Genomic DNA, 13,657 nt, shown 5'->3' with positions numbered 1-13,657 from the left:
ATGAAGCTAGTCAAGGCACGGATCCGAAACTTCCGTTCTGCAGAGGATTCCGGAACGTTCGATGTCGGAGAGCTGACCTGCTTGGTCGGTAAGAACGAGGCGGGCAAGACTGCAATTCTGACGGCGTTGTTTGGTACCCGTCCCATCGCCGACCAGTTTGCTTACGACACGGTGCGCGATTACCCCCGCCGCTTCCTCACGCGGTATGAGGAACGCCACGACGACGAACCCGCACCGGTTGCCACCCTGACCTGGGAGCTCAGCCACGAAGACCAAAAGGCGGTCGCCGACGTCCTGGGTGCCGGCGCGTTAAGTAGTACGACCGTTGACGTAACGACAGATTACAGTGGCCACAGCACTTGGAGCATTCACGTCGATCCCAACGTGGTGCGCGCGTTTCTGCTCGACCAGCACGGTGTGGCAGGCGAAGAGCGGGAGAAGTTTTCCAAGATATTGCTGGATCGACTCGTGGTCGAGATAGATGCGCACCCCGAGCCGTCTGACCAATTGCAGGCGGTCAAGCGGTCCATCAGCGGCTTCCGCAAGGGGAAACCAGTGCTGGCGGCCATCGATATCCTGCAGAAAAGGATGCCGGCGTTCTTCTATACCTCTCACTTTGATCGCATGTCCGGGGAGATATCGCTGGACAAGCTGTCTCGTGACACCCAAAGCGGCGCGACGATCTCCCCGGGTGACCAGATTTTCCTCGACTTCCTCGAGTACGCCGGGACGTCGGTCAGCGAATTGCAGTCCAGCACACGCCTGGAAGAGCTCAACGCACGTTGCCAAGCCGCCTCCAATGAAATTACCGATGAGATCTTCGAGTTTTGGAGTCAGAACGACGCGCTCAGTGTAGAGATAGCGCTTGCCCAAGGCCTCTCCGAGGATCCCGCCCCCTTCAATAGCGGGACTGTTGCCAAAATCCGCATTCGGAATGACAACCACAAGGTTTCGGTGCCCCTGTCTGAGCGCAGCGCCGGATTCGTCTGGTTCTTCTCCTTCCTGTCGCAGTTCAAGCAGATGCGAAAGAGGAACCCCGGTGCGATCATCCTTCTGGATGAGCCTGGATTGACGCTACATGGAAAGGCGCAAGCTGATCTGCTCCGCTACATCATTGAGCGTCTACTCCCCGACCACCAGGTCATCTACAGCACCCACTCGCCCTTTATGGTGCCGGCCGATCGTCTTGCGGACGTTCGCGTCGTCGAGGACGTTGTCACCTACGACCAGCGTCGCCGCCCCACCGTTAAGGGCACACAGGTCTCCGCGGACGTCCTGAGCGTCGATCAGGACACGCTGTTCCCCCTTCAGGCCCATCTCGGTTACGAGGTTACCCAAAGCCTGTTTGTGGGAGCGCATACCCTGTTGGTCGAAGGACCTTCGGATGTGCTCTATCTTCAGGCGGCATCGCACGCGCTCAAGCAACGCAAGCGCCAAGGCTTGGACAGCCGGTGGGTGATCTGCCCCACAGGCGGCATAGACAAAGTGCAATCGTTCGCCTCGCTCTTCTCTGGCAAGGGCATCCACATGGTCGCCTTGTGTGACTACGGCAATGGCGATAAAGGCAAGGTGCAGCGGCTGAGGGAGTCTCAGATCATGAAGACTTCCGGCGTCTTGGTAGCCACGGATTTCACCGGAAAGGCGGAGAGCGACATTGAGGACTTCTTCGCACCCGCCGTCTTCGCCGACATCCTCAACGGTGCCTACGGTCTGAAGGGAAAAGGGCAAATTTCCGCCCGGCAGTTCAGCCAAGACGGTGCCCTGACGCGCCAGGTCAAACAGGCCGAAGCACTGTTTAATGTCATGGGGGCTTCCGTTCCGCCCCTGGATCATTTCACTCCCGCCAACTGGCTCATCCAGAATCAGCACGTGCTGGCCGCGGAAACTACGGCCATCAATGAAACGCTGGAGCGCTTTGAGAAGGCCTTCGCTGAGATCAATGCGGCGCTAGGGGCCGGTGCGTAGATGAACCTCTGCCAGAGCTCCGCAATGGCAGCGGGTTCCTCTCCCGGCGCGCACTCATCGGAGGGCAGGACTCGGCTGCCTGACTCCCGCGCCATGAAATCGGCCTCTAACAGTGCGCCCTTTCCCTGCCATGCTGGCCCTGCGAATGCCGGGTCCGCAGAGGGCGCTTTAGACGCGCCAAGCCCAGTCTGATCCGTGAATGCGGCGACCACCCTGCCGGTTCCAGCGGAACGCCTCCCACATCAGAGTCGGCGGCGTTCCACCGTACTTCAACTCATCAGCCAACCGGATGAACACCTCATCGGTAATCCAGGTTGACGGGGCAAGGTCCAGGTCCGTGAGCTTGGCCGCATGATTGGCCGCGCGTCCAACCCAGACGATGTCGTTGCCGCCTCGAATACCCGTGCGAGCAGCTCGGATTGGGCTGCTGTCGATTCCGACGACATGCCTCACGGTACCTGTCCAGTCGGGGTACTGCTGTTTCAACGCTGGCATGACGATCATCTTGACCGCATAGTTGATTTTCAACCCGGCCTTAGCCGCCGGCGTGGCTTGCCGGTCACCCACCCAGATGCCCATGACACGATCTCCGTCGTAGGAGGTGATCTTGCCGCCCTCTTTCCTGATGATCGTCGCTGCACAGTGCAGGAACGCTTTGTAGATCTCTGCACTCAACTGCCAGGCTTCGGTGTCGACCATATTCGTTGAGCCGTTCAGGTCCGCGTACAAAACAGTGGCACGATCAAACTCCACTGCGTCATTGCCCAATCGCACATCTTCTGGATCGGGTACAACTTGACCTCTCCGTGTAGACCATCGGGTTTGTGCTATCGCCTGCACGGCGGCCGTCATCTCTTCCAGCAGTGCCACCGTCAGTCCCTCGGCCCAGCTTCGAGAATGCGGGAGCGAATTTGTTCGCATGCCGGTGCAATCAAAGCCCGGGCGTCCGGGCCAGGGGTGTATCGGTAGGGGACGGTCGTGAGCCCCGTGAGATCACTGGGAAGCTTCAGCTTGTCTTCGCGCGGCTCCATCAAGAAGGCGCGCCGACGCCCCAGGAATCCAATGAACATACCCAGTTCAAAGACGACGTTGTCGCGCATGACAGGCCACTCGTCACCGCGGCTGATGACCATGTCATCCGCGTGGGCCACGGCAATGGCAAAGTCTGCCTGTTCCAGCTGGCGCTCGAGCTCGTCAAGTGTGTAGTTGGCGGCGCGGAACACCCCGTGGTCCCATACCACCGTCAGGAACGGGTCGTGCTCGAAGTGCTGTACCAGCAACCGCGTGACAGGGAGCGCCTCCACCGACGACATCACAAAGACCCGGACCTGTCCGCGAGGTTGGGTAATCATGTGATTGCGCTCTTTTAGACGGCGCGAAAGGGTCGCGGCCAGCCGCCGCCAGATGACGGGGTGTGAATCCGCAATCCTGCTGAAATCGATTTCCGGCACCTTTAGCACTACGGTCGGCTCGCGTGCAGTAACAGTTGCCGCCCGCAGTTGCGCCGGTTCGATGGCTGCCATTTCGCCGACGTGGTCCCCAGCCCTTCGGGTATTAACCACTTTGCCGTTGACCAGCACGTCCACGGAGCCGGAGACAATGAAGAAAACGTCGGTCTCTGGGGCGCCCTGAGTGATAAAGGCCTGCCCTGTCCCCACGTCGAGCAATTCCCCGGCCTGTGCCAGCTGGGCTGCGGCCGCGTCCAAGCCGGCCAGCAGGCGGAACTCAGCCAAGGCGGCGATCAGTCGCCTGCCATCATCCGCCGCGAGGCGCTCGACGATCCCAGTCCCCATACTGCCCCCTTGAAAGTGTGAACTGGGTCCCAATATACGCCCAAAGGAGCTGGAATGAATCCGGCTGCCAGCCACGCCGTAGGCGACGCGACCCGCCCGGCCTGGCCTCCTCTTGGGCGCAGGGAGTAGCACGATGGGACACAGCTGGAAAAAAGATCGCACCAAGAAGCGCATTGCCACCCGTTACGCCGAAGTCCGCGACGTGGACATCCGCGATTACAAGCGGGAAACCTCGCTGGTGGATATTCCAGTCAATCGCGCCTATCGCGTCCAAGGGGCGCATGTCTACATCGACATCGTCAATCTGGCGGACATGCTTAGCTGCACTGACATCGAAGGCGAAACCTGCCACAAGCGGGCCCTTCGATTCCTGAATCAGCACTACCGCGCCGTCCATCGCATCCTCGTTGAAAGTGATGCCATCCGTGTGGACTTTCACAACCAGCGGCTGCATGCGGTTGTGACCAAGCCGTACGGCGATGCCAACGAACGCGCCCGGATCGAGCGCGCGGTTGCGATCGCCCAGCTCGCCATCGATGTGCTGGCTGAAACGGGCGACTCGGACGCGCACATCCCCAATGCCCAGGTTCGTGTCGGCATTGACAGCGGGATGGCGTTGGCCGTCAACAATGGTCGTCGCGCCAGCCGAGAACCTCTTTTCTTAGGCTCCCCAGCCAATCAGGCGGCCAAGTGTGCCGGGCATGGAGGGGCTGAAGGCATCTACCTGACGCACGGCGCACGTGCCGTGCTTGAACTGCCTACCTTGACCGGCAACAAGGACCGCACCACTTCGCTGACCGATGCTCAGATTTCCGCATGCGTCGAGGCCGCTGCACTCGGCATTTCCAAGTCGCGCATCATCGAACTCTGGAAAGATGAACAGGCCGAGCTCCCTATCGGCGAATTCAAGTTCAGTCGACCGACGCCTCCGCTTTCTGATCTGGACTTCTCCCTGCTCAGCGCGGCGAACTCAAGGCGATTTGATGGCGTTTCGATCTATGCCGACATTGACGGATTCACCGACTTCGTGGACAAGCACTTAGAGGAGGATCCCGAACATCTGGTTCGAACACTGCACGTATTGCGCTCTGAGCTGGATGCGGTCGTACACGAGGATTTTGGAGGGCGTCGTGTCCGTTTTATTGGCGACTGCCTTCATGGGGTGCTGCTGGAGGGCACGTCACAGACGACAGATGCGCAGGACACGGTCAGCACCGCTGCCCAGTGCGCGGGTGCATTGCGCAGCAGTTTCTCCACTGCCCTAGAGCAACTGAGCGCCGAAGGCGCGGAAGTGGCAGAGCTGGGATTGGCCATTGGCTTCGAACTTGGCCCCCTTGCCATTTCCCGCCTGGGCATGAAGGGGAGCCTTCTGCGGTGTGCCACGGGGCGAGCGGTGTTGGAATCTGAAGCCCAACAACGACTCTGCGACGGTGTGGAGACGGCCATTGGTGAAAATGCCTACAAGGCCGCCAGCGCCGCGATACGGACCGTCTTTACCGACAAGCGAAAGGCGGCGAACCTAGACTATGCCGCAGCGGTGGAGGAACTCGCCGCATCCGGGGACCGCGTGGCGAAGGCAACACTGGAGGCACACTACGCTGAAGTGGCACCCGCAGTGGCTCCTGCGCTCGCGCAGCCGATCCGTCCTCATGTGGCCGCGACGTGACGCCAAGGCCTTTGGAGCTGCTGCAGCGCGTGGCACCGGACTACGGTGCCACGTTGATCGTAGACCCTGTCGGGGGGCTGGTTGGGATCACAGTGGTTCGGGCCGGCGGAGCCGAGTACGCATTTAGATTGCTCGTCTCCGTTGCAGGCGAGCACGTCTCAGTGCGCGAGATCGCCGACCCCGGCATGCTGCCGGGGTTCTGTCCCGATCGGCATATCAACGGTGACCGTAGCTTCTGCCTCGGCTGGGGAGAAGACAATCCGAGCCGGATCCAAGACGAAGCAGCAGCGAGGCATTGGTGGGCCACGGTCTACCAGTACCTGACCTACCAGATCGGCGCGAACGCCCGCCGGGTCTTTCCTGGAGCGGAGAACGGCCGCGCGCACGGTCGTGCTGCGCAGCATCAGGCCAATGCTGAGCAGGCAGCCGAACGACTGGGTCCGGCATTCAAGGCAGATGTGCTCGCGGGGCAGTTCATGGTCCGCAAGGATTCGCGCCCTCAGAAGCGGAGGCTCGAGCTCTGGCACGGCAAACTACTCCTTGCTCGGGTGTCGACGCGCACTGAAACCTTGGTCGGGAGACCCCCAGTCTGCCCATGTGGCCGCGATCCTGACGGTGCGATCACTGCATGTGGCGACCACGCTGCGGCCCTGGTCACTTTCATCTTGGAACAGCACCGATGTGCGCTGGCCGACACAGCTTTCCTCGAGGATTGTGCGGCTGCAGGAGCGCGCTGCTGCGGAACGCTGGACATCTGCGGTCTTCGATCTGCCATCAAACGAACACAAACCGTATCCCTCAAGACAGAGAACTCACCCCGTGCAAGAACCTCAAAATTCTGGCGGCCACCCGCCAAATCAAAGCGACCGCGTTAGTGCCGCTTGGCAGCAGCTGAATTTGGTCTTGGGCTTCTTCTCCCGTGTAGACACAAAACTCTCGGTCGGCCTGGGTATCAACCTGGGCATGCTTGCCATGATCGCGACGCGGCTGCCGAAACTTGATGAACTAACGGCCCTGATCTCGGTTGTGGGCGTTTTGTTCCTTACACCGCTTACTGTTAGCTTCTGGCACCTGTGGTACGGATATTTTCCGGAACTGCGAGGCGGGTCAAATTCGCTCATCTTCTTTGAACGGGTGTCGAGCATGGCCGAGCACGAGTTCTTGCAGAAGTGCGCGGAGCGTACGCTGATGGAGTTCGAGGAAGACCTCCTGGGTCAATGTTGGCGCAATTCCAAGATTCTCTCGTCAAAATTCAGCTGTTTGAAGTACGCGTACATTGCCACTGTTCTGGCAATCGCCCCATGGATGGCACTCATCGTTGTGCTGCCTCCGCCGGCAAAGTGACACACAAGTGGCTTCTGCTCATCCAGTTGTTGAGCCGGAGCCCCGGGCAGCGCTGACAGGGCCGGGCCTTCCGGCCCAAGTCGGCCCAAGGTGAGAAACGGTGCTGGCCATTGCCGGAGTTTGGCCATCGGCTATCACACGCACGTCGCAGTTAGCTCCCTTTCGGAAGGGGATGCCAGCCTAGACGTGCAGCAAACTCACGACGATAGACGGTGTCAATCTGGGGCGGGGCTCGCCGGACGTACTCTTCTGCGAGCGTCGCAGTTTGCCCTGAGAGGCTTGCGAGGTAGGCAACTGCTTCTTCCACTGATGGGACGCGTTGATTTTCCCCGTTGAACTTCGGTGGCAGCGCCGTCCATAGCACAGTGGTAATCCCGCGAGCAGCGGCCCAGTCAGCGAGCCCAGGAATACTCGCCGGTGCTGGACAGCCATGTGTCCAGACCCCCAAGTGTCGCTCCATGTTCTTTGAGGGAATGGCTTCCCGCTCACGCAAGGCTCGCTTGGCGTCGCCCTCGTCGTCGGTACCAGCCTCAACCCAGAAGGAGGTGACAGCAGACGCGGCCGCATGCATGACCAACGTAAGCCGTCCATTGCCGGATTGCCTTAAAAACTCTACGCAAACCGTTGGCCCGTCTGCCAGCCACTGTCCACGAACCGGTAGACCGTCGGGTTGCCATACCAGCGACCCCCAACCAAGATAGGCAATCATCTTGAGCCTCTACTCGACTGCGACAGCCGTGCCGCCCACCACAAGCGGCTCATTTCGTAATCGGTCGAGCCTTTAGTCTCTGCGCTCACCATCCTGGATGCCTCCTCGTCTCAACAAGACTCTGTATTGATAGCGCTACCGCGCCATCTGCCGCGATGTTGCGCTGCAGGGTCCGACGCCGGGCGAGAAGAAGCGCGAAGACGGAGCATGCTGCTGATTGCGGACTACCCGCAAGAGCGGGTGACGCATGCCTGGGAGATAGTCGAACCCGCTGTCTTCAAGCTCAAGTACGAGGCGGGAGAGAACCTCATGCTGCAGGAGCAAGCGGCGTCGCGACGATGCAATCCGAACACCCCGGCACCCTGTGAAAGGAAGCACGAAATGGCTGAAGTACCAGAACAGCTCTTCGGCAATAAGCTGGATGGGACTATCCTGCCCCACCAGTAGCAGGCAATCGTGCAGTGCACGCCCCAAGGCAAAGCAGTCATGCCGTCTGCCCTGCTCATGGGCGACCCTCAACATCACCACTAGTGCCGCCAGGCTATCCAGAGTGCCCAGCCCGCACAAGCCCTCGGTGATCTCTCGTAACCGACGGTCTCGGCGGACAAACATGCCGGCTCGCAAGCTCGCTCCGCTGAACACTTCCAGTTGCACAGGTGCACTGAGCGACATGAGTATTGATTCTCCACAACCGCCAAGTGCCTCGTGGACATTCAGAGCGGCCCAGACCGGTGAACATAGAACCATGCGGGAGCCGGGATAGCGCGCCTCGGCTGCTGCCTGCGTCGCCTGGGACGGGACGTGTTCCGCATGGGCATATTTCACCCACACATTGGAGTGGCAGCCGGGACGCTCCGGGGATATCGACTGTCCGAGCGCGTATGCGCTGGATAGGCCCATTCGGCTTCGCAAGCATTCAAACCACAATCCGACACTGAGTGATCGCAGGCAGTACGGCACGGCTCGGTTGGCGGGAAGTATGCTCGTGCTTGCACGCATGCGGGCAAGTCGCGCCTCGCCGTAAAAGGGTATCTCTTTGAGCGCCATGGCCGTGCCCCTCCCCATTCACCTTTGATGGGTAACGAAACGCGAGTTTGTTACTCCTTCCACCATCCGTATTAGAGGGGCAGAATCAGGAGGACACAAGCGACGGGGTGTGACCACGCCATGACGGAGCGGACCAACGAATCAATCCTGGCCCCGGAACGCCGTGAGATCGAAAGAGAATTGACCTTTCATTTCGGGCCTCTCATCGGCTATGAAAACTTGCCGCGAGCTCTTGGCTATCGCTCCAGCCACGCGCTCCGCCAAGCAGAGGCACGCGGAACCTTGCCCGTGAAGATATTCAAAGTGCCCGGCCGCCGCGGCAAATTTGCCTTTGCGATGGACATCGCCGACTGGATGGTTGGGCTGAGGGCCGCAATCAGTCCGCCGGCAGTATCTGGCACCCCGCAAGATGAAGCGGCTGCTCTGAAGCCCAACCAGGAATGACGCCCCACAACCCAAACTCAAGGGGCCGGGCTTGTAGCGTTTCAAGAACAGACTCAAGACGTCCCCGAAGATGCGCTCGCCGAGCGCCGAGGAGAGTACCAAGAGCCGGAAACTAACATCTCCGAACCCTGGAAATGACTTGCCCCCGTTGGCGCGGGGGCAAGTGACATCTGTTGGAGCAGATGGTGGTGAAACTCAGCCTGTACCCTGAGGCTCACCCTTTTCCTTGACAAAGTCAAGCGACTTCCCGTTCGCGCGGAGGGGTGCGCCCATTTCCTCCCCATCTCATATGGCGGAGGCGAACCTGAATGGGCACCTTGTTCCAATCTCGAGACCGGGCAGACGTTCGCAAGCCGACGGCTGAGGAGCAGGATGATGACCGCAGGAAAAAGCGCGACCGCCAAACCGACGGACGAAGACCGCCGTGAGGGGCATCTGCCCCATTCCCCTCTCGAGCTAGCACGCGGCAAGCGCGACCGCCGCGAAATCTTTGTATTTCAGTCCCCGAAGAATGGGCGGACCGTAACGGTGGCCGACCTGGTCAACTTTTGCCAGGCGCTGATGCTCGAATTTGACCCCCAGGTGGAGATGTATGTTGAGAGGCCGCGTCGAATCACGGTAGGCGAGAAGCGCGACCTTGAGTTGAGCTTCTGGGTCGGGCGGAGGGATGGCACCCAGCACTACCAGTTTGTAATCCCTACAAAACGGGTGGCTTCACTGAGCGTTGGCTTAGTCAAGCTTCCCGCAGATGACGAGCTCATCCACATGGCCTTGAATCAAGGGCTCGTATTGCGACTTGTCCACGAAAACTCTCTGGCATCTCGCGCCAGCGAGGTCGCTGTTGCCTACGAACTACTTCCGCTTGTCTGGGCCAATGCAAAGATCGCGGGGGCCAGGCAGTTGGAAGTGAGGATTGAGGACATGCTCCAGAACGTTGAGCGCCTCACCATGAGCGCATTACAACTGCAGACGGGCCAGGCCCGGTTCGCAGTGGCTTGCGCAGTGGCAAGCCTCGTCTACACCGGCCGCGTACAACTCGTGGACTATCGCCCAGGGGATCCGGATGCCCTCGTGGAGGTGCGTCATGGCTAGGTACGAAATCTATGATCAGGCGACACTCGACGAGTGGTACTCCCCACATCCGGTTGATATTGCACCAGATCATCTCTCCAAGTTCCGCGTGGCCAAGGAAGCACTCACCGCCTTGCTTCTGGGCCGTTCCACCATCACCGCTATATCCCGGAGATATGGAATCTGCCACAAACGCCTGAAGCGCATGGCAATGAAAGCGCCCACGATAGCCCACGATGGCATGCCGCACGGATTTCGCGTATGCATTCCATGGGGCAGTTACTCGACTGAGCTTTCCTTCGAACCCGCGGAATTGCCGCTGGTTCCAGGAAGATTTGCGTGGCACAAAGTCTCCGAAGCTGTGCCAAGTGTTAAAGCCTTGATCGATGGCTTTGCAACCCATCTGCCGCCGGGCCGCCCTCCAAGCGCGTTCGTAAAATTGCACCAACGAGTCCTTGCGGAGCTGAAGCAGCACAACCTGGAGGACAAATTCCCCCTGAACGATCCTGGCAAGGGGAAGCGCTCGCTGCTTGCTTTGCTCAAGCGGCGGCAGTCGGCAGTAGCCGACGTGGACCTTTATGAACCTCAATCGGCATCGAACGCTCCTGTCGCTTTGGAGCAAGCAGTACGGATGGGCCTGTTCGCCAGAACGGAGTTTGACGCGCACCAAATCGATGTTGAATGCAAGATCTCCATCGATATGCCCAATGGCGCGCGTGTTACGCGCAAAGTGTCACGGCTATGGCTTCTCATCGAAATAGAGACTGAATCCAGGGCGGTAACGGGATGGCTTCTCTGTGTCGGCCAGAGCTATGACAATCTTGATGTAGCGCTCTGCTTGTCCAAGTCAATGGAACCCTGGGCTCCCAGGGACCTGACGATCCCGGACCTCTTCTACGCACCTGGCGCTGGAATGCCCGTCTATCAGGCAGCAACGCCGATAGTCACGCGCTCGGCCGCTGTCGCACTGGACAACTTCCTTGCGCACTCGGCCCATGCACTCGAAGCAGCATTCTGCAGGGCTCGGGGAGGTGTGATGATCTTCGGAAAGTCGCACACACCGCGCTCACGACCCATTGTAGAGCAATTCTTCTCGCGCTTGGAACGTGGTGCGCTGCGTAAGATCCCCGGCGGTTTTGAGCCCGCCAAACGGCTGGGGGAAAACAAGATCAGGATCAGCAACTTCTCTCCGGATGCCCATCCCATCCAGATGCACCTTCTCGAGGAGCTCCTGGACGTCATCATAGCCAACTACAACGCGACGCCTCACTCCGCACTCGGACAGATGACGCCGCTAGCGTATCTCACGAATCGCAAAGAGTCAGCGTTTGCGTTTGCGCCGGAAACCTGTGGCCTGGATGCTGCAGATATGGCTTCGACAATCGTAAGCCTGCCCGTAAAAGGCAACAAGGATAATGGGGAGTTGCCCCATGTCACCTACTTGTATGCGGACTACCGATCCCCTTCCCTTAACGATAAATGGGGACTGATTGGCACCAGGATTCTTGCGCGCGTGAATAGGCGCGATCTTCGTTCAATCGTGCTACTTCAAAGTGCCACCGTGCCATTCGGAGTGGCTACCGCGCGAGCGCCTTGGTCGCGCGCGCCGCATGACGAGAGGACGCGAAGGATCATCTGTCGTTGGTCCAAACAGCGCAGTGATTTCTCAATCGCTGGCGTGGAGTGTGCAATTGAAGCCTTCATAGCGCATCTTCGATCTACTGCAGACACGTCCCAACCCGCAGTCGACCAACTTGCGCGCTTGCAGCAGTTGCACTTCGGCCGTCTGCCCGACATTCGGTCCCAGCCAGCTCACATCCCGGTAAGAGTCCCCCGGGGAGGCAAGGTGAATCTTGATGACTAGATCGGACCTTGCGGAGGCCATCATGGCCGTCCGTCGCCTTGACCCCGACCATCCACTTTTCATTGAGTCTGGCTACCGTATCAACACGAAGCCTGTCGAACGCATGGCGGATTTCGTTCTGTACAACATTCAGCAGGGTCATCATGGGTGCTCTCTTTATTCAGAGAGCGGGGTTGGCAAATCCACGGCGCAAGACTATCTAGTCGAAACCGACTGGCGCTGGCTCGTGGAGGACGGACGCCGCGCAGGTGTGGCCAGGGCAATCGTCGCAACCTCAGATGCATGCAGGAGCCCGCTGAGCTTCTGGCACGCGCTTTCACATCAACTGGGAATGCCGCGCTGGTCATCGGCCAGGCCTCACGAGCTGAGGGCACGAATACACAATCACATGCGCGCCGCGTGTGGGCACGCCGACGTACGCAGGTACGTATTGTTCATCGACAGTGCTCAACGGCTCACCAATCTTGAGTTTCAGTGCTTAGAAGATCTTGATAACTTGATGAGCAAGGACAAGCTTACTCTCTTTTTGGTCTTTGTGTACCAAAGTGACCAGCAGGGCATCGAGCTTGGCGACATGTGGCAGCACCATCCGTCACATGTTGTTCGCCGGTGGTTTCTGGACTCAGCCCCATTTCTTCCTCTTGCGGCGCGAGATGAGGTCAGGCATGCCCTGTCGCGCTACGACGGCGCAGCATGGTGGCCGACAGAGGACATGCCATTTTCTAGATACTTCGCCACCGACGCATTTGATCGCGGATGGCGGCTGGAATCTGAAACGGAGATGATTTGCGATGCTGTGTCCGCCCTCCGGAGGGAGGTGGGACTTCCCGAACATAGTGGCTGGCCGATGTGCTCCTTCACATCGACCGTGCGGAATCTGCTAACGAACGCTTGGTTTCAGCAGAGTTTCGAACGCTTCACTCCATCTGACGTCCGTGCTGCGCTTGTGCATGTCGGGTACCTGCGAACCGAGTTCATTCGCATGCGCGAGAAGATGTCCGACAAGGCAATCGCCATCATTGAGAAGATACAGAATACGGCAAACCAGGTAGGGGGAAGCAATGAATAGCTCTCGCGCCGTAAATCCTTCTACGCCTCGGATTGTCGGCGCAGAGCATGAGTTCTATCCATACATATCGGGCTACGGCGTGCTGCAGCGGATCGTTGCACTGGGCATGCCAACAAGTGAGCAACTCATGATCATGGGGGTGAGGCGTAAGACTGGGCGCTCCATGCTCCGCCCTTTGCTTCTGCCGGGCCGGGTGCAGGATACTTTTGCGTCAGCCATCGAAGTCCGTGACGTCACAACGAAGAATCTATGGAATCCGGCCGCGTGGCTTCCAGTTCAATCACTTCGACTTCTCGCGGGTAGTGAGCTTCCATATATGCGGTGCCCCGCATGCGCACTTCACGGCTACCATTGTTCACTATTTCTCCTTCCTTCCATCTCTGCGTGCCCTTGGCATGGCGAGAAGCTCATCAGCCACTGCGAGGCATGCGGAAGGACGCTGGGCACCAGTTTTGACCACTCCGGTGGTCTCGGGACTTGTACTTGTGGATTTCAGCCAATCGACGCCCACACAGCGCTACTGGACGTCAGGCAATTTCCCGCTCGTGAAGTGTCGCAGTGGGTGGATGACTACCTTCATTGGGCATCACGCCAGCGGGCAGGCCGAGTGATTCACTTCCCCAGTGATGCGCAAAGCTGGCCTTCAGCTCTGGCGCGCCTGATTGATAGAACGACTCCTATGCCG

11 protein-coding genes are annotated in these 13,657 nt (G+C 59.3%); 9 read left to right on the top strand and 2 right to left on the bottom strand.

The annotated features are described in order from the left end of the window. Complete coding sequence (locus R5H29_RS20275) at positions 1 to 1,965, top strand: AAA family ATPase (RefSeq protein ID WP_024956865.1); 1,965 nt, start codon at positions 1 to 3, stop codon at positions 1,963 to 1,965. Positions 1,966 to 2,133: 168 nt separating this feature from the next. On the opposite strand, the gene R5H29_RS20270 is transcribed toward R5H29_RS20275, so the two are convergent. Together R5H29_RS20270 and R5H29_RS20265 are read right to left on the bottom strand one after the other, a co-directional pair. Then, positions 2,134 to 2,835 (bottom strand): adenylate/guanylate cyclase domain-containing protein, encoded by a 702-nt coding sequence (locus R5H29_RS20270; protein ID WP_197467664.1) that lies wholly within the window; start codon positions 2,833 to 2,835, stop codon positions 2,134 to 2,136. Positions 2,836 to 2,837: 2 nt separating this feature from the next. Continuing rightward, positions 2,838 to 3,758: a TIR domain-containing protein gene (locus R5H29_RS20265; protein ID WP_088428977.1), complete on the bottom strand. Its 921-nt coding sequence runs from the start codon at positions 3,756 to 3,758 to the stop codon at positions 2,838 to 2,840. Between the two features lie 133 nt (positions 3,759 to 3,891). Here R5H29_RS20265 and R5H29_RS20260 point away from each other — a divergent pair, with 133 nt between their 5' ends. From R5H29_RS20260 to R5H29_RS20230, 8 genes are all read left to right on the top strand, one after another. Then, on the top strand, positions 3,892 to 5,424 hold the full coding sequence (locus R5H29_RS20260) for an adenylate/guanylate cyclase domain-containing protein (RefSeq protein WP_043033494.1): 1,533 nt from the start codon (positions 3,892 to 3,894) through the stop codon (positions 5,422 to 5,424). Further along, complete coding sequence (locus R5H29_RS23010) at positions 5,421 to 6,299, top strand: E2 domain-containing protein (protein WP_353949944.1); 879 nt, start codon at positions 5,421 to 5,423, stop codon at positions 6,297 to 6,299. The genes R5H29_RS20260 and R5H29_RS23010 overlap by 4 nt, the downstream gene beginning before the upstream one ends. Positions 6,300 to 6,387: 88 nt before the next feature. Next, positions 6,388 to 6,768, top strand: a complete 381-nt coding sequence (locus R5H29_RS23005) for a Pycsar system effector family protein (protein ID WP_353949956.1) — start codon at positions 6,388 to 6,390, stop codon at positions 6,766 to 6,768. A gap of 916 nt (positions 6,769 to 7,684) precedes the next feature. Next, complete coding sequence (locus R5H29_RS20250; protein ID WP_126412177.1) at positions 7,685 to 7,924, top strand: hypothetical protein; 240 nt, start codon at positions 7,685 to 7,687, stop codon at positions 7,922 to 7,924. Positions 7,925 to 8,644: 720 nt separating this feature from the next. Continuing rightward, entirely contained in the window at positions 8,645 to 8,968 is a 324-nt protein-coding gene (locus tag R5H29_RS20245; RefSeq protein WP_024956858.1) for a hypothetical protein, read from the top strand. Between the two features lie 375 nt (positions 8,969 to 9,343). Then, positions 9,344 to 10,060 (top strand): hypothetical protein, encoded by a 717-nt coding sequence (locus R5H29_RS20240; RefSeq protein WP_049401583.1) that lies wholly within the window; start codon positions 9,344 to 9,346, stop codon positions 10,058 to 10,060. Continuing rightward, a complete protein-coding gene (locus R5H29_RS20235) occupies positions 10,053 to 11,903 on the top strand; it encodes a hypothetical protein (RefSeq protein WP_024956856.1) in 1,851 nt (616 codons plus the stop codon). The genes R5H29_RS20240 and R5H29_RS20235 overlap by 8 nt, the downstream gene beginning before the upstream one ends. Positions 11,904 to 11,925: 22 nt before the next feature. Next, positions 11,926 to 12,972 (top strand): ATP-binding protein, encoded by a 1,047-nt coding sequence (locus R5H29_RS20230; RefSeq protein WP_157806056.1) that lies wholly within the window; start codon positions 11,926 to 11,928, stop codon positions 12,970 to 12,972. Positions 12,973 to 13,657 lie beyond the last annotated feature (685 nt).

The organism is Stenotrophomonas sp. A3_2, from assembly GCF_036624925.1.
Lineage (GTDB): Bacteria > Pseudomonadota > Gammaproteobacteria > Xanthomonadales > Xanthomonadaceae > Stenotrophomonas > Stenotrophomonas hibiscicola.
The sequence above is the reverse complement of the archived record's forward strand: the minus strand, read 5'-3'. Positions and strand labels throughout refer to the sequence as shown.